We start from the raw sequence: 17,053 nt of genomic DNA, 5'->3' as shown, positions 1-17,053 counted from the left end.
ACAGGCTCCCCTCCCCCGGACAAACCTAGATTATTTCGCTTGAATATATCCTTCTGCTTTCAGCAACTCAGCAATCAATACCGCACCGCCTGCAGCTCCGCGCAGCGTATTGTGCGACAGGCCAACAAATTTATAATCGTACAACGAATCTTCGCGCAGACGGCCGACGGAAACGCCCATCCCTTGCTCAATATCGCGATCGAGCTTGGTTTGCGGACGATTTTCTTCTTCAAAATACGTGATAAATTGCTTCGGAGCGCTTGGCAATCCCAGCTCTTGCGGACGGCCTTTGAACTCAGCCCAGCGCTGCAGGATTTCTTCCTTGGACGGTTTCTTCTTAAATGACACGAATACGGTAGCCAAGTGACCGTCCGTCACCGGAACGCGAATGCACTGGGTGGTAATAATTGGAGAACTTGCTTTGACGATCTGTCCGCCTTCCACATGCCCCCAAATACGCAGCGGCTCCTGCTCGCTCTTCTCTTCTTCGCCGCCGATATACGGAATGACGTTATCCAGCATTTCCGGCCAATCGGTAAAGTTCTTGCCTGCCCCGGAAATCGCCTGATAGGTCGATGCCACAACCGTCGTTGGTTCAAAATCAAGCAAAGCGTTTAACGCCGGTACGTAGCTTTGAATCGAGCAGTTTGGTTTCACGGCAATAAACCCGGTGCTCGTACCAAGGCGCTTGCGTTGGGCTTCAATCACTTCAATATGTTGCGGGTTTACTTCTGGAATCACCATCGGTACGTCCGGCGTCCAGCGGTGTGCTGAATTGTTGGAAATCACCGGAGTGCCGGTTTTCGCATAGGCTTCCTCCAACGCTTGGATTTCTGCCTTCTTCATATCTACGGCGCAGAAGACGAAGTCCACGTCCGACGTCACTTCCTCAACCTTAGACGCATCCTGTACCACAATGGATTTCACGGCTTCAGGCATCGGCGTCGCCATTTTCCAACGTCCTTGGACGGACTCTTCATAGGTTTTACCTGCAGAATTGGCGCTGGCTGCAATCGCAGTCACCTCAAACCAAGGATGCTGATCCAGCAGCTGCACGAAACGTTGCCCTACCATTCCTGTTCCACCAACGATGCCTACTTTCAACTTTTGACCCATTTCTAACATCCAGTCCTTTCCTTGTGAGTATTGGAATTATGTCATAAAAAAATCCCGCCTCCAAGACGAGACTTTCGTCTTGGGGGCGAGATTGGTATGCTCGCGGTACCACCCCAGGTTCGCTAATATGTCGCCATATTAACCTCTTCAAGTACAGCCTGACGCTGCCAAGCGTATACTCTAGCTCTATAACAGGAGCTCCTGTCACACCATCCCGCCGATTTACACGTTCCGATGTGCTGCTCAGAGGCTTTCTTCAGTAAAGTCACGCTTTGCTCCTTCTCAGCGTACCGGAGCTCTCTGGAAAGGTTCGCTTTACTTACTCTTCTCGTCATCGCATTTACATTACATGTTGCGATAATATTACCAGATTCCTGGCGGAACGTAAACTGGTTTCAAGAAATTTTCAGCTTTACCTACTTGTCCTTTTCATCCATTTGAATGACGCGGAATCGGTTTCGGTAGGCTCCCGGGGTCAAGGACGTCTCTCGTTTGAACAATCGGGAGAAATAATTGGGGTCCGAGATCCCGCATTGCTCGCCAATCCGTTTGAGCGGCTCGTCCGTATGGGCAAGCAACCGCTTAGCCCGTTCAATCTGCTGATGATGACGGTATTGCAGCGGACTCATTCCCGTATGTTGCTTCAAACATCTTGCTAAATAATCAAAATGATAATGCAGGTCTCGCTCCAGTTCCTCTGCGTCAAACGGGAGGTGCAATCGTTCTTCCAAGTAAGCTGCCACCTGCTCGCTGAGATCCGCAGATCGGGATTGCGGACTGCCTTGCCGCATTCCCTGTTGCAACTGGAGGAGCAACTGTCCGAAGCGAAGCTGCAACTCGAAGGAACGATATGGCGTTAGCGTGCGATGCAGTGCAACCATCTCATCCAGCATTGGGCGAATCGTTCGGAGATCAATGTCTGCGAACTTGGGAATGTCAATGATCGACGGACGCGGTTCAGTGTCCTGATCCGTTCGGGCAAGCAGCGGTTGCTGCCAGTTCTGCTTGTCCACCAGCTTCGGCGGAAGATGCGGCGAGTGGCAAAAATGAATCCAATAGACCTCGGTTTCCTCCTCGGTTGGACGGGTTCCGCGGTGTCTTTTCCCCGCTTCCAGCACCAACATTTTGCCGGCATCCATCTCGTAGGAGCGCCCTTCCTCCTCCATATATAGAGCGCCTTGTGCGCAAACAATCAAGTCATACGCCTCAAAGACCCGTTCGGCATGGATCACCCCCGGCCGCCATACCGCACAGCCCACTGCGGCAATCAGCGGATACGGCGGTGCCGTGAACTCCAGCACAAGCAAATCCTCACCCCCTATGCGATGTAGAAATTGTACTACTTTTCGTCGTATTTATCAGCTGTAGCAAGCGGTGATTCCGCCTAGAATGGTAGGTAACGTACGATACTCATTTCTAGATCGGGAGGAACGTCCATGAGATTCCGTCAGGTTCATCTTGATTTCCATACCTCCGAAGCCATTGAAGGGATTGGCAGCCGCTTTTCCAAGCAGCAGTTCCAAGAAATGCTCCAGTTAGGCCATGTGGATTCGATTACCGTCTTCGCCAAATGCCATCACGGTTGGGCCTATCACCCTTCAACAGCCAACGAAATGCATCCGCATCTGTCCTTCGACTTACTGGGCGCCCAAATCGAAGCCGCCCACGAAATTAGCGTCAAAACACCGGTGTATCTCTCCGCCGGACTCGATGAGAAACTGGCGCGCCGCCATCCAGAATGGCTGATTCGCGATCCGCAGGAGAAGCTGAACTGGGTGCCCGATTTTATGACGCCGGGATACCATCAATTTTGCATGAACACCCCTTACTTGGACATTCTGGCTAACCAAGTTCGTGAAGTCGTCTCCAATTATGACGTCGATGGAATCTTCCTTGATATCGTTGGGGTGCGCGAATGCTATTGCCAATCCTGCGTCGCAGAAATCCGCAGACGAGGCGAAGATCCCCGTAACCTGGATGCGATGAAAGTCCTTTGGGAAGAAACGTTTCTTCGGTACGCCCAAACGATGGACGAAGCAGTACATCGCATCAAGCCTGGACTTCCAGTGTTTCACAACAGCGGTCATGTCAAGCGTGGCCGGCGGGATTTTGCGAAGCTGAACACCCATCTGGAGTTGGAATCACTGCCGACGGGCGGCTGGGGCTATGACCATTTCCCGCTCTCAGCTCGCTATGCGCAAGGCTTGGGAATGGAGTTCCTGGGGATGACGGGAAAATTCCACACCTCATGGGGCGAATTTGGCGGCTATAAGCATCCGAACGCGCTGAAATACGAGACAGCACTTAGCTTAGCAAATGGGGCCCGCATCTCGATTGGCGATCAGCTGCATCCAACCGGATGGATGGATCCGGCAACGTATGCGTTAATTGGGGAAGCATATCGGGAAGTGGAGGCTAAGGAGGAATGGTGCCGGGACGTGAACTCGGTCGCTGACGTGGCTTTGTTGTCCGCCGAGGCCGCAGGGGAGCCCGGAAACACAGCACAGCACGCCGATGCAGGAGCTGTCCGGATTTTGCTGGAGGGTCATTACCTGTTTGACGTTGTGGATACGGAAAATGATCTCAGCTCCTATTCCGTCGTCATCCTGCCGGACGTGATCACGGTCGACGAAGCGTTGAAGACGAAACTTACAGCTTTTATCGCAAATGGCGGCAAAATTTTGGCAACGGGACGCTCCGGCCTTTCGCCGGACGGTTCCCATTTCGAGTTGGATTTCGGCGCCAAACCTCTTGGGGATGCGGCGTTTAAGCCGTCCTACTTTCGCCCGGACTTCGAGCTGCCTTCATTACGTCATGCTTCCTTCGTGATGTATACCGACGGTCAGGATATCGAACTTGAACCTCATGGAACAAAGCTGGGCAGCCGGGAAAATTCCTATTTCAACCGTGACCTGTTCACCTTCTGCTCACACCAGCATACGCCGTCTAACCTCCAGGACGCCGGTCCTGGTATGGTTGAAGGTCCCGCCGGCATCTATGCGGCTTGGAACCTGTTTGAGGACTACGCACTAAAAGGCAGCTTACCCGTCAAGGAGATTGTGCATTATGCCCTTGACCGCTTACTGAAACGTAAAACTGTACACACCAATCTTCCAGCACAAGGCGTGACGACATTGCAGGCTCAACCGTCCGAAAATCGCTGGGTGCACCACCTGCTTTATGCCTCGCCAGTGCGCCGAGGACTCAACGTCGAGGTCATCGAAGACCTGCCGGTTCTGAGCGACATCGAGGCCACGATCTCCGTGCCCGCACCAGTTCGGGAAGTTTATCTTGCACCGCAGGGTCTGAAACTCCCCTTCCGTCAGGCAAATGGCCGCGTCCATTACACCCTGCCGCCGTGGTCCTGCCACCAAATGGTTGTGCTGCAGTTTGAGCACGCAACCAACGCACAAAAGCCTTGAACCCCTTGGTTCAAGGCTTTCTTTATGATTCCGCAAGCTTAACGCAGCGCCGCCAATACCTCTGCCGTCGACCGAATCTTGCCGATGCGTGGGAAGATATAGCGGCAGACGTAGTCATGCTCCTCTTTTGTTGATGCCGTCATGGCATCCTCGACGAAGATTTGATGGTACCCATGCTGAAACGCTTCGCGCGCGGTCGTGTCCACCCCGATGGAGGTGGAGATGCCGCAGAGCACGATCGTATCGATGCCCCGCCGCCGCAGCTGCAGATCCAGATCTGTGCCGTAAAAAGCACCCCATTGGCGTTTCGTCACGACATGGGTCCCTTGAATATTGGCCAGTTCTGGCACGATTTCATCCCAACCTTCAGGGTAAGCGCCTGGACTGAGATGACCGTCGGTATCAGGCTTGAGCATATCCTTGCCATCCAACGTAGATACGCGGACAAGCACCACAAATCCGCCTTCTTCGGCAAATGTCTGGGCCAACCGGCTCGCGTTTCTTACGACTTCCGCACTGTCGTACGGCGCACTTTGTCGGGACGGATGGCAAATCCCTTGCTGCAAATCGATAAGCACGAGTGCGGTTTTTTCCGCAAGGATCATCGTGTTCGTTTCGGGTTGGATCATTTCCATCATTTCTGCTGAACTTCCCTTCTCTTGTATACTTTACAGAGCTGCCGAATGGCTGGGCTCCCGCAGCTTTTTATACACCTTTGCATATACCCAAGCTGCGTTAATCAGGAGCAACACGCTGGTCAGCAGGAAGACATACGGGATGCCAAACCAAGCCGCAACTTGACCGCCCAGCACCGAACCGGCGAATACTCCCAAGTAGCCAGCCGCCATACTTAATCCAAATACCCGGCCGGTTAGATGCTCCGGGGTAATTTTCTTAATGAGGGTGTTCACCGAGGGATTGAGTCCCCCTGCAGCAGCTCCCAGCAGGAACCGCAGCCCCATCAACTCCCAGGGATTGCGTGCCATCGCCTGCGGGACAAACAAGATCCCCGAGACCAAGAGCGCTGCCAGCATCACTTTATGGGCGCCAATCCGGTCGGACAGCTTGCCTAGCTTAGGTGCTGCCAAGATATTGGCCAACCCGGATGCCGAGAAGATGATACCTGCCAGCAACGCCACATGGCTGCTGTTACGGGAGATTTCATTCACATAAACGGTAAGGACCGGCTCCACCGAATACATTGCAACACTCAGCATAAAAAACGTAGCAAACAGCGTCACCGTCAAGCCTTTTTCCGGCAACGCACTCCATACTTCCTTCATGCCTGCCACCTTCACTTCCGACCGTACAAACGTCTCTTTAACGAACAATAACGTCGTTATGAAGGCGATTAACATCAGTCCGCCAGTTAAGAAAAAGGTCTCTTCAATCCCGGCATGTTCAGCGATAAAGCCGCCGATCGTTGGACCTAGCAGCGAGCCGGCGATGTTGGACGTAGACAAGAGTCCTAGTGCCCAACCGGCATGGGCTTTGTCCGTCTGAGTAGCAATCAATGTCGTACAAGCAGTGCTGTAGCCGGTGATGATGCCCTGCAGGAAACGAAGGAAGATCAGCATATGGACATTGGTGACAAACCCCATGCATCCAATGACAATCGCCATCCCGAGGCTGGCCCGTAAGAGCATCGGTTTCCGGCCAAATTTATCCGCCGCAAGACCCCAAATCGGCGAGAAAATCGCCGAGACGATAAACGTAATGCCGAAGGCTAGTCCGGAATACCGGGACACCGCATCCGCCTGATCCACCCCCAGCTCTTTGATGTATAGCGGCAAGATCGGTGCAAGCTGGCTCATGCCTATGCCGGTCACAAACATGCCGAACCAGCATACGATCAAATTTCTTTTCCAAATCGGCATACCCTTTAAGCCTTCTTTCTGTAACCCCCTGTCCTCTGCGCGTGCAGATGAACGTTAAGATGAACATTCTTGCAGAACAATATTAGCGCGAAGACTAGCTATACTCCATGCATTATCTTAAACTCCATGGACGATTTTGCTATAAAATTCCGATGGGCTCATCCCTTCGGTCCGTTTAAAGATGCGGCTGAAATAGAATTCATCGGCGAAACCAAGCTCCAACGCAATATCTTTAATTTTTTTATCACTTTCAAGGATCAACTCTTTGGCTTTATCAATTTTTAGTTTGTTAAAGTACTCAATGACGGTAAATCCGGTCGTCTGTTTAAAGGCTCGTGACAGGTAATACGTAGACAAATGCACCAGTTCCGACAGCTCTGCCAACGTAAGCCGCTCGCCCAGATGCTCACGCATGTACTGAATCACTTTCTCCACTTTGAGGGCAACCGCGTGGTTCTGATTTTGTCTTTGTGCATGGACCAAGATTTCATACAGCAGTTGCTCCAGTCCCGCTCTCGTCAGCAGCTCATACCCTGGCAATTTAGTGAACCAAGCAGCCGCCAAACGGCGAAAGGCATCCTCGACCAGATAACCGTTTTGCAGCACCTGCATGGACGGAAGCGGTAAACGCTCAGTTTCCTGCCCAATGGACCAGTTCCCGTCATCAAAGCGGATGCCCGCATAACTAAAATGGACGGAATAGAAACAGATCGGATCGGTTTCGTCCATCTGTATGTGATGAGGGAGACCCGCGTGGATGTAGAATAACATGCCTTCTTGAACGAGAAGTTTTTTGCGGTCCAACGTAATACTGCCCTTCCCCCCGGTGACGAGCAGCAATTCGTGATGCGTAAGTGTTCTACGGATGCTGCTTCTTAGCTGTTTACCGTCATTCGGCTGTTTACTGTTGCAATAATGGATATGAAAATGCAGATGGTTCAGGTTCATCACCGCTCGCCTCCTCAATGAGACTTCCTGTGAAGTTTCTATGCAGTTTACAGCTACTGCGATTAGACCATACGTACCGGTAAACCGCAACCTCCGCCGTGTGGAGACGTAAATATAGTATCTGATTAGGGGAGGAAATCATGTGGGGGGAAAACCTTGGTTCATCCAGTGGATAAGGACGACTCGGGCTCAGTTAATCATTTCACTCCTCGTGATGATTGGGATTAGCGTTTGGACAGCGCCTTATTTTTCGGAATCGGTGTTTTATCTGCATGGGGACAAATTCAGACCGATCCTTCAGGAGCCGCAGGCGGTGACGTATCGAGCCCATAACGGTCAAGAGGTCGTGGTCATGAACAGTGATGAACCGGGCCAAAAGCGGGTAATCATCGAGCGGCAAGAATACGAGGTCCACGTTCTGGAAGATCAATCAATTCCCCGCTATGAAGTGATCTATCCTTCAGGGGAGCGGTTTCGGGTAGAAGCACACAACAAGATATTATTGTGGCTGGACCAGCAGGGCGAATGGGTCCCTGAAATCTCCTGGAACATCAATGGTGCCCCTCAACCTATCGACGAACAAGTAGGCTTGTACAGCCCAAGTATGATCGTTCGAGCCGCCTTTCCCGAATACCACAGCAAACAGGGGGTCTTGCTGCTCTATTACGGTTCCTATGCGCTTATGCTATTCGGATGGAGCTTATTCCGCTTTGAGAAGCTGCAAATCCTCTTGTTTCATCTCTCCTTCCACTGGTTATGGGTGCGTGAGGCGGAGCCAAGTGATTTCTATTATCTCTCGTGCAAAATCAGCGGTATCGCGATTATTGGTATAGGGATCTATGTGTTCGTCCAATCGTTCTTCATCTAAAAAAATAAGGCCAACCTCATGAGGTTGGCCTTTGGGTTTGCTGTTATTTCACTTCCGTTGCCCCTGTTACTTTACCGTCGATTTTCGCGCTGGCTTGCACGTCGGCATTGGCGAAGTAAAGGTTACCGTCGATCGTAGCGTTTTCGTACAGGTTGAAGCCGTTCGCTTCAACATAGACATCACCTTTTACGGTACCGCCTTGAATTCTCAGGTTTTCACTTTGAACCGTCAATTTCGGAACGGTTAAGGTGTAAGAAGCGGTCACGTTGTGGTCTTCATCTTGCGCATACAATGCGATCTTCCGGTAGATGTCTTTCGAAGCATCGTTTTTATCGTGGAATTCGCCAGCAACAACAACATCTTGATCCACCGTCAAGTCGTTGAGAATGGCGATGATCCAAGTCCCTTTCTCACTCACTGCATTCACGAATGCATCCGATTGATTGACGATTGAAGCCGATGTCGTAGCATCCGCTGGTTTATTGGCGTTAGCCGCCGAGTTCCCGTCATTTGAACCGCATCCTGCCAGCAGAGCCGCAGCAAGCCCGGCAACAACCAATCCTTTGACCATTTTCATATTGTTTCCCTCCTGTTTTTCTCTTCAGTTTGAATTATAAAAAAAAGTGGTTTTTGATAATGTGATTTTTTTCACTTATATGTGCGAAATTTCACATTGCTAGTCACAGCTTGTTCATCTTTGACATTCCCTCCTCTAAATTTTCGTAATGGAAGCCGACCAACTCCCTGGCCGGCTTGTATCTATATGAACTCCCTCACGGGAGATGTTTTTCATACTTCGTTCAGTCGAGCTGATGTGCTGGCGTCCCCATTGGCGAAGAGCCTGCGCCCCCGTCCACGCTGAATTCTGCACTAGTGACGTAAGATGAATCATCCGAAGCTAGGAATAACACCGCATTCGCCAATTCTTCCGGTTTCCCCATCCGGTTGAGCGGGATACTTTGCTTCAAATATTCTTCGAGCGGGCTAAATTCCGGAACCGATGTATCCCCCCAAATCGGTGTCTTCGTTGCGCCAGGAACAACGGTGTTCACGCGGATTCCCCGCGGCGCGAACTCTGCCACCAATACCCGTGCCATGCTGGTAACCGCTCCTTTACTTGCTGCATAAGCTGCATATCCTGGATGGCCTGCCTTTGCCAACACGGAGCCGTTTAAAATCACCGATCCGCCTTCTTTCAAATATGCGGAAGCTGCTTGAACTGTAAAGAACACTCCGGCGATGTTCACATCAAGGATCTTCTTGAACAAGGATGGATCTGCACTGCCAAGCGGCGTGTTGCCGCTGATACCGGCGTTCGCGAACACGATGTCTAACCGGCCAAAGCCGTCAACCGCTGCCGCGACGGCTTTCTCAGCACCCTCTGGATCTGATGCGTCTGACACTACGCCAATCGTGTTGGCACTACCCAACGCTGCAACAGCTTTATTCAATTTCTCCTGATCCCGGCCTGTGTTCATTGACGAAAGGCTGCAATTGGACGCTTCCTCCTTTCATCCTGAGTTTATCATAATGAGAACGTTCGGTAAATTATTATTTTAGATTTATCGTTCTCGAATTATAAACTCAAAAAAACAGCTCCCGGTAACGGAAGTATCCGTCCGGGAGCTGCGTCATTCTTACTTACTTCTATTCAACTTTTACCGATAGAGATTTAACTCGGCGATCGACCACCACCACGATGGCGTCGTGGAGGTTTGGATGATTTTCACATAACGCGCCGTTTGCCGAGGGAAGGTCGTTACGATCTGTTTGCTCGTTCCGACATCCTCAGCAACCAACGTCCAGTCCACCCCGTTCTCCGAGGCAAGGACTTGATAGCTGCGAGCATAGTCGTTGCCGCTCTCGCCCGAGTCCATGCTCAGTTTGCTGATCGTCCGCAGGCCGCCCAGATCAATCTGAATCCATTGGCCTGGTGTTTGCGCCTCACCGGACGTCCAGCGGCTGCGCAAATTGTCATCCAACATCTCCGAGATATCCGCTGTGGTAGAAGCGGTAACCATCCATCCAGAACGGTCCAGCACATTAAGGAAATCGTCCTCTCCCGCTAACGGTTCTGCAATCCATGGCGTCGAATCAGCGGTAAATACCTTCACATCATGAATAGACCACCAATGCGAATCGGTCCCCGTTTGTACGACTTTAAGGTAACGGGCCGTCTGCAGCGGGAAGGCTGCCGTTACGACGGGGCCATCTCCTTGCCCCGCAGCGACAGGTTCGCCCCAGGATTGACCGTCCAGCGAGACGTATACCTCATATCCGCGCGCATAATCCTCGTGGCTATGCGCACTGTCCATGACGATTTGGTCCACGGGCAGGGCCGTACCCAAATCCAGTTCGAACCATTCGCCGCCGCTTTGCTCGCGGCCGCTCGTCCAGCGAGTTGCTTCGTTGCCGTCCAGCATCGCTTCTGCTTCTTCACCGGAAGAAGCTGTAACGGACCAACCGTCAGGAATCAGTTCCTGTTGCTTGCCGATACCGTAATCATAGACGTTAAGCTCGGCAATCGACCACCAACGGTTAGCTTCGCCGGTTTGAACCAGCTTGAGATAACGAGCCGTTTGTGTCGGGAATGTAATCGACATGCGGCCCGATTGCCCTTGACCGCCGATCACCGGCTTGCCCCAGTTCTCCCCGTCGTAGGAGACATAGAGAAGATAGGAACGCGGATAATCATCACTGGCATGACCAGGATCAAGCACGAGAGAATCAAATTGATATACTGCGCCTAAATCCACTTTCACCCATTGTCCCTTCGCCTGATCGCGTCCATTCGTCCAAAGCGTGTCGCGATTGCCATCCAGCATGTTAGCCGGTACATCCCGGCCTTGCGAGGAGGAGGCAGTCACAACCCATCCAGAATGGTCTGCTAGAGAACCGTCCGATGGCAATGGATGCTGCGGCTCCGGATCTGGCTGCGGTTCAGGTTCATCCGGTTGCGGTTCTGGCTGTGGTTCGGGCTCCGGTTGTGGTTCGGGCTCCGGTTGTGGTTCCGGATCTGGCTGCGGTTCTGTCACTGGCGGCGTTACAGGTTCCATATTGCTGAATTCAGCCAGCTTCAGCTCCGTAATCGACCACCAACTGTCAGCAGGCTCTGTCAGCACAATCTTGATATAACGAGCCAGTTGCTTATCGAAGGATACAACCAAGCTTGGCGATACCCCAGTACCTGTTGCTACCGGTTCATTCCAGTTCTCGCCATCCGCCGATACGTAAACTTCATAACCATGCGCATAGTCGCCCCAGTTGGTGCCGGAGTTCATAAACAACGTATCAAACGCTTGCTCCGTGCCCAGGTCGATTTGCAGCCAGTCGCCAGGAGCTTGCAGTTGTCCCGAAGACCAACGGGTAGACAAATCGCCGTCCACAAGGCGCCCAACATCCTCAGAGCTGGAAGAAGCCGTGATCGTCCATCCGTTTCGATCGACGTATTTTACGCCTTGCGACGGATCCGGGCCGTCCAGCACCGTCTCTTCAAGCGGATTCACTTTCACTTGGGCTTTAGCATAAACCGTTGCCGATCCAAGCGGCCCATTGGCATTATAAAAATGCACCGATTTGGCGCTGTCCGACGGGTTCCAGATTTGCGCCGTGTAGACACCATCTTTTTCATAGACGGTCACAGCTGGATCATCTGCCCAAATATCCATAGTTCGGGTACCTGTCGATACCATGCTATGAATAAACCAGTAGGCATTAAACACTTCGTTTTGCTGCATTTGGCTGGTATCCCATTTCGCCAGCGCCCCTTCCGGATCACCGATCGATTGGAACGGCCAAATAATGTGCTGCCAGGAACGTTCTTGCTGACCGCCGAGATCCTTAATCAAACCGGCGTACAGCTCGTTCGTTTTTTGCGGGTCCCGACCATAGTAAGTCATCCATTCTGCCGGCGGAAGCCAGTGAATGCCGTAAATCTGCTCCGGATCTCCGGAGAAATACGTACCAAACGAATAGGCGCTGCCGTAAACTTGGCCTACGGCTGCATGATTGAAGCCTTCCACCCAGTTGTCATGATCGTAGTTGAACCAATATTGTTCAGCAGCTTTTTCCTCAGTGGTGAAGCCCCAAATCCCGGTATCCCGGTATTCGTCATTGCCCGTCACAAGCCCCCACATATATTCGCCGACCCAGCTGAACAGAGCTTCGCCGGCCGCTTCCTGGTTATTGCCGCTGCGGTTGTCCGCATAGCCGCCTGCCCAGGAATGGCCTTCGTACGGGTCAAAGTTGCGGAGCCATGGGAACTGGCTGTCTGTTCTTGACGGGTTCGCATAGTCACGAATCAGCAATTCGATCATATCGCGATAATCTTGAAGGAACTGCTGGTCATACGTCGCAAGAACTGCGGAAGCAAAGATGTAATAGCCGTACGTGAAATGATGATCCGTTAAGCCGGTATTCACGCCAAAGCCGCTGCCATACGGGAAGATCGCGCCCCACTCATCCGAGTAATGGAAATAGTAGGAGTGCAATCGTTCTTCCGGCGAATAGGTATACCAGTCTGTCAAAATTTCCTTCAGCTTCGAGAGATAGAAATCTCTCCGTTCCGTATCGCCAATTTGATCACTAATCAAGACACCTAGCGCCAAAGGATGAAGCTTCTTGCCTTGCCAATAAGGGTCATCGCTCATGATGTCCCCCGACACATCCGCATCTAATTGATCCAAGTATGCGATCAACTGTGCGCGGGAGTAAGTTGGATCGTTAGGTTCTACGAACTGAGGAATGATTCCATAGAAACGGTCTTGTGTCGTAAACGAGTTCCCTTCCCGAATCTTCAACAAACCACGGATCGAAGGGTAGCTTAAATCCGTTAATGGTGTGCTCGAAATCTTCCATTGATGCGGAAGCAATGCCATGAGCGTCTCCGAAGAGAAGCCAGGCCGCTTCAGCTCTGTGATCGATTCAAAATCCGTTGTCACGAGCGAAGTCGCTTGATCGTAACGGTAGTCCACTCTCGTATCCGTGACGAAGGCATAAGCGTGCTGATAATATTTGCTAAGATCGCTTGCCGACGGCAGTGTAGCCACAGACAAGTAATTTCCGCCTTGGCCGAATTTGATCTTAATCGTATTCCCGAGCTTCATAAATACCGTGCCTTCTGGAGCAAACACCCCGTAATGGCGAACGAACGTCTGCGGCTGCGGCGCTTTGTCCTGATTCGTCACTTCGATGCCGATGTGGTCCGTGGTCAGCGTGTCGCCGTCATTCAGCAGAATCGGCTGGTTGTTATCGTCATACAGCCGGGTAATGAACTGTGACTGGAGAATCGCCGCATCCGGGTTTTCAAATGTGTGATAAAGGAACGGCGAGCCTTTGACGAACGTCGTGCTCATTTTCGCTGTATCATCGTCGCTCATGACAACCGTGGCTGAATAATCGCCATAACCGGAAATCTTCGTGACAACGTTAGCAGGGTTGATCGTATTCGTCGACAGAATCAGATCCGATTCGCCGTCGGCATCAATCGAACCTCCGCCGCCCGACACATAACCGGCTCCCGGATTCAAAATGTTCAGCCCCTGCTTGGTATACCAATTTTTCAGGGGAAGTGTGATCAAGCTGTTCCCGTCGCCCAGATTTGAAATCAGGATGTTTTGCCACCAGTCATTGGACGGGATGGGGCTTTGAATATTGGATGTGCGATACTTCGGATTTTTAGGCTCCAGCATCGTTACATCGTTGATTTCATAACTGCCCGCACCAAGCTGAACGGCGGAAGTGGTTGGTACTTCCGGAATGTCATAAGTGGATTTCGGATCCCCTTCCCGGTAGGCATAAACGCCAAACTCGTACAGCGAATACCCGTTCGTTGTGCCGCGGCCTAGACCCGCCATTTTCACGTAACGTGCTTTCGCGTACACCGGAATGTTCTCCCGTCCTCCCGATCCGTTGAGTTCACGGTAAACGGTGGTCCAGTTCTGCGCATCATCGGACACTTGGATATCGTAGGCACGTCCGTAAGCCGCTTCCCAATTGAAGGATACGCTGCCGATTTCGCTGACTTCACCAAGGTCTACGTAAATCCATTCGTTATCCTGATAAATGGAAGACCAGCGAGTATCGTTGCTGCCGTCGGTGACGTTGCTCGCCAAATAGTTCTTCTCTTCCATTTTGGCTTTATCCTCAGCCGATTTGCTTGGCTCATTAATCTCCAGCGAAGACGCCGTTACCGGCTTGCCCAGCGCCAGGTTGACGGCAGCTGGCTTCGGAGGAAGACTTACGCCGCCGGTGCCATAAACGTTAAATTCATAGATGGACACCCCGTAAGCTTCTTGAGCCCGCTTGGTGCTGTACACGCGGACATAGCGGCCTTGGGCAGCAACGTCCACCTCGGTCCATCCGCCTTTGCCTTCCGTAGTGGAATACACGGGCTCCCAATGAACTTCATCATCAGATACCTCAAACTGAAAAGCGCTGGCATAAGCGTTCTCCCATTTGACGGAAATTTTCGAAATGGTCGCACTGGCGCCCAAATCGACGTAGATCCATTGCGGATCCTTCTTCCACACACTTTCCCACCGGGTGTTCTCATTCCCGTCAACCGCCATGTCCGGCGTGTTACCGCCCAGCGAAGAGGAACTGTAGACCGGTCTATATAGTGATAATAAATAATCGCCCTCAGCGGCATGAGCTGCCGGTGCCGGCAAGACTTGCACACTGCTGATCAATAAAATGATCGCGGTCAATAAATTCGCCCAGACAGTCCGGGCATGGCGCTTGATCACGAACGCTCTTTTCATGATTTCTCTCCTTTGTTTTGATTAACTATAAAGCGCTCTACCACCGACTCCTACCCCATTTCTTCACGTTTACTACCTCACCATCGGCACGTCCCCTCACTCTGCAAAAATGTTCTCGGAAATGGTCCTATCGTGGAAAAAAGTTCCACTCCACATTGGATTATCGTCCGATGATTCACCAATTTGTAGAGCATACATCCTGAATTCTAAAAAACAGGAATATAGTACCAAATAAAATCGGGATCGTATTCCGTAAGTCTCAGAATCACATAACAATTGTCCTATTCACATTTGGATTGACTTAATTATTGTATACATCATATACTGTTTATATAATATACAATAATTAAGATAGGAAAGGAGCCAACTTGATGAATGCGATCGAAGTGGACCGTTTGTACAAAAGCTTTGGCAATCAGACGATACTCAATGGCGTAGATTTGGTTGTCCCTGCAGGCACGGTATTTGCGCTGCTTGGCCCCAATGGCGCAGGTAAAACAACGCTCATTCGCATCCTCTCCACACTGACTGCGCCGGATGCAGGAACCGTACGGGTCGCTGGATACGATGTGGTCGCCGAGAAAAACGAGGTCAAGCGCTCGATCAGTCTCACCGGACAATTCACTGCCGTCGATGAGGTGCTGACCGGAGAGGAAAATTTGGTGATGATGGGCCGTCTCTCCGGGCTTTCCGCGAGAGCAGCCCGTTTGCGGGCGATGGAGCTCTTGGAACAGTTCGACTTGACGGCTGCGGCCCGTAAACGGGTAAAAGCCTACTCCGGCGGTATGCGTCGCCGCCTGGATCTGGCCATCAGCCTCATCGTAAGCCGCCCGGTCCTGTTCCTCGACGAACCTACGACAGGACTGGATACGCAAAGCCGCCGCGTGTTATGGGATGGTATCACGGAATTGGCCCAGCAAGGCCATACCATATTTTTGACAACGCAATATTTAGAAGAAGCCGATCAGTTAGCTGATACGGTGGCCGTTCTCAAGGACGGACACATTGTGGCGACCGGCACCGCGGAAGAGCTGAAGGGGCAAGTTCACAGTGATCGGGTTGAAATTAGAGATGCCGAAGACCAACTGGTCTCCCGGGTGCCGACCGATGGGACTGTTGAGGATCTGCTTAGAATATTAAGCACATTGCACGCACAGGTGCCGTCGAATGCGAGAGTTACGATTCAACGCCCAACGATGGATGATGTGTATATTGCCCTGACTTCCGGTGAGAAGGAGGTATCGGCATGATCAAAGCCCAACTTTCCGCACGACAGCCCTCGGTATGGACCACCAATGCGGTATTTGTCGGCCGCGGTATTCGCCACAGTCTAAGAGATGTGGACACCATGGTCATGGCGATCCTGCTGCCAGTAATGCTGATGCTGCTGTTCACCTATGTTTTTGGCGGGGCCCTGGACCCTACCGGCAATTATGTCGATTATGTGGTCCCCGGAATTATCCTCCTTTGCGCCGGGTTTGGTGCCTCAGGGACCGCAGTGAAAGTTGCAGAGGACGTTACCAACGGGGTGATCGAACGCTTCCGGACGATGCCGATTCAAAGCCTGGGCGTAATTACCGGCCATGTCGCCGCCAGCCTCATTCGGAACCTCGTCGCCACGGCAATCGTCATCGGTGTAGCTTTACTGGTCGGCTTCCGCCCATCTGCTAGCTTTGGGGCGTGGCTCGGAGCGGCCGGCGTGATTATTTTATTTATTCTGGCGATCACCTGGTTGTTTGCTGCGATTGGGCTGGTTGCCGGCAGCGCTTCTGCTGCCAGCGGGTATGGATTCATTTTGCTGTTCCTGCCTTACTTGTCCAGCGCCTTCGTCCCAACTCAATCCATGCCGAAGTGGCTTCAAGGCTTCGCAGCCCATCAACCCATCACGCCGGCCAACGAAACGATCCGCGCATTGCTGACCGGCGGGCCAATCGAAAACCATGCGCTGTGGGCAGTTACATGGTGCCTGATCCTCATCGCTGGTGCTTTCATCTGGTGCCGAGTCGTGTTTCATCGCCGATCAGGACAACGCTAACAACTAATTCATCAAAAAACAGGGAA

At 51.9% G+C, this 17,053-nt stretch carries 12 protein-coding genes and 1 other annotated feature; of the genes, 4 read left to right on the top strand and 8 right to left on the bottom strand.

Annotated elements, in window-relative coordinates:
- Positions 1–30: 30 nt before the first annotated feature.
- Together asd and M891_RS23195 are read right to left on the bottom strand one after the other, a co-directional pair.
- Complete coding sequence (gene asd, locus M891_RS0102740) at positions 31–1,116, bottom strand: aspartate-semialdehyde dehydrogenase (protein WP_028537736.1); 1,086 nt, start codon at positions 1,114–1,116, stop codon at positions 31–33.
- A 78-nt stretch (positions 1,117–1,194) separates the two neighbouring features.
- Positions 1,195–1,460: a binding site (T-box leader), on the bottom strand.
- 72 nt (positions 1,461–1,532) lie between these two features.
- Positions 1,533–2,417, bottom strand: a complete 885-nt coding sequence (locus M891_RS23195; protein ID WP_232228275.1) for a helix-turn-helix domain-containing protein — start codon at positions 2,415–2,417, stop codon at positions 1,533–1,535.
- A 135-nt stretch (positions 2,418–2,552) separates the two neighbouring features.
- Between M891_RS23195 and M891_RS0102730 the strand changes: the two genes are divergently transcribed.
- Positions 2,553–4,538 (top strand): beta-galactosidase trimerization domain-containing protein, encoded by a 1,986-nt coding sequence (locus M891_RS0102730; protein WP_028537735.1) that lies wholly within the window; start codon positions 2,553–2,555, stop codon positions 4,536–4,538.
- A gap of 38 nt (positions 4,539–4,576) precedes the next feature.
- Here M891_RS0102730 and M891_RS0102725 read toward each other — a convergent pair whose 3' ends face one another.
- The 3 genes from M891_RS0102725 to M891_RS0102715 all read right to left on the bottom strand — a co-directional run bounded on the left by M891_RS0102725 (position 4,577) and on the right by M891_RS0102715 (position 7,363).
- Positions 4,577–5,173 (bottom strand): hydrolase, encoded by a 597-nt coding sequence (locus M891_RS0102725; RefSeq protein WP_028537734.1) that lies wholly within the window; start codon positions 5,171–5,173, stop codon positions 4,577–4,579.
- Between the two features lie 33 nt (positions 5,174–5,206).
- Positions 5,207–6,415, bottom strand: a complete 1,209-nt coding sequence (locus M891_RS0102720) for a multidrug efflux MFS transporter (RefSeq protein ID WP_028537733.1) — start codon at positions 6,413–6,415, stop codon at positions 5,207–5,209.
- A gap of 117 nt (positions 6,416–6,532) precedes the next feature.
- Positions 6,533–7,363, bottom strand: coding sequence for an AraC family transcriptional regulator (locus M891_RS0102715; RefSeq protein WP_028537732.1), 831 nt, complete (start codon positions 7,361–7,363; stop codon positions 6,533–6,535).
- A 142-nt stretch (positions 7,364–7,505) separates the two neighbouring features.
- Between M891_RS0102715 and M891_RS0102710 the strand changes: the two genes are divergently transcribed.
- Positions 7,506–8,231: a hypothetical protein gene (locus tag M891_RS0102710; protein WP_157268747.1), complete on the top strand. Its 726-nt coding sequence runs from the start codon at positions 7,506–7,508 to the stop codon at positions 8,229–8,231.
- 43 nt (positions 8,232–8,274) lie between these two features.
- Here the strand turns inward: M891_RS0102710 and M891_RS0102705 are convergent, their stop codons facing one another.
- From M891_RS0102705 to M891_RS0102695, 3 genes are all read right to left on the bottom strand, one after another.
- On the bottom strand, positions 8,275–8,808 hold the full coding sequence (locus tag M891_RS0102705; protein WP_016311962.1) for a polymer-forming cytoskeletal protein: 534 nt from the start codon (positions 8,806–8,808) through the stop codon (positions 8,275–8,277).
- 223 nt (positions 8,809–9,031) lie between these two features.
- Positions 9,032–9,709, bottom strand: coding sequence for an SDR family NAD(P)-dependent oxidoreductase (locus M891_RS23190; RefSeq protein WP_051416814.1), 678 nt, complete (start codon positions 9,707–9,709; stop codon positions 9,032–9,034).
- Between the two features lie 180 nt (positions 9,710–9,889).
- A complete protein-coding gene (locus M891_RS0102695; RefSeq protein WP_028537730.1) occupies positions 9,890–14,992 on the bottom strand; it encodes a discoidin domain-containing protein in 5,103 nt (1,700 codons plus the stop codon).
- 371 nt (positions 14,993–15,363) lie between these two features.
- Between M891_RS0102695 and M891_RS0102690 the strand changes: the two genes are divergently transcribed.
- Together M891_RS0102690 and M891_RS0102685 are read left to right on the top strand one after the other, a co-directional pair.
- Positions 15,364–16,242 (top strand): daunorubicin resistance protein DrrA family ABC transporter ATP-binding protein, encoded by an 879-nt coding sequence (locus M891_RS0102690; protein WP_028537729.1) that lies wholly within the window; start codon positions 15,364–15,366, stop codon positions 16,240–16,242.
- The gene (locus M891_RS0102685) at positions 16,239–17,027 is read left to right on the top strand and encodes an ABC transporter permease (RefSeq protein WP_028537728.1); all 789 of its coding nucleotides are present in this window, start codon (positions 16,239–16,241) and stop codon (positions 17,025–17,027) included. Before M891_RS0102690 ends, M891_RS0102685 begins: the two co-directional genes overlap by 4 nt.
- Positions 17,028–17,053 lie beyond the last annotated feature (26 nt).

The sequence above is a fragment of the Paenibacillus sp. J14 genome (assembly GCF_000518465.1).
In the GTDB taxonomy this organism is placed as follows: Bacteria; Bacillota; Bacilli; order Paenibacillales; family Paenibacillaceae; genus Fontibacillus; species Fontibacillus barengoltzii.
The sequence above is the reverse complement of the archived record's forward strand: the minus strand, read 5'-3'. Positions and strand labels throughout refer to the sequence as shown.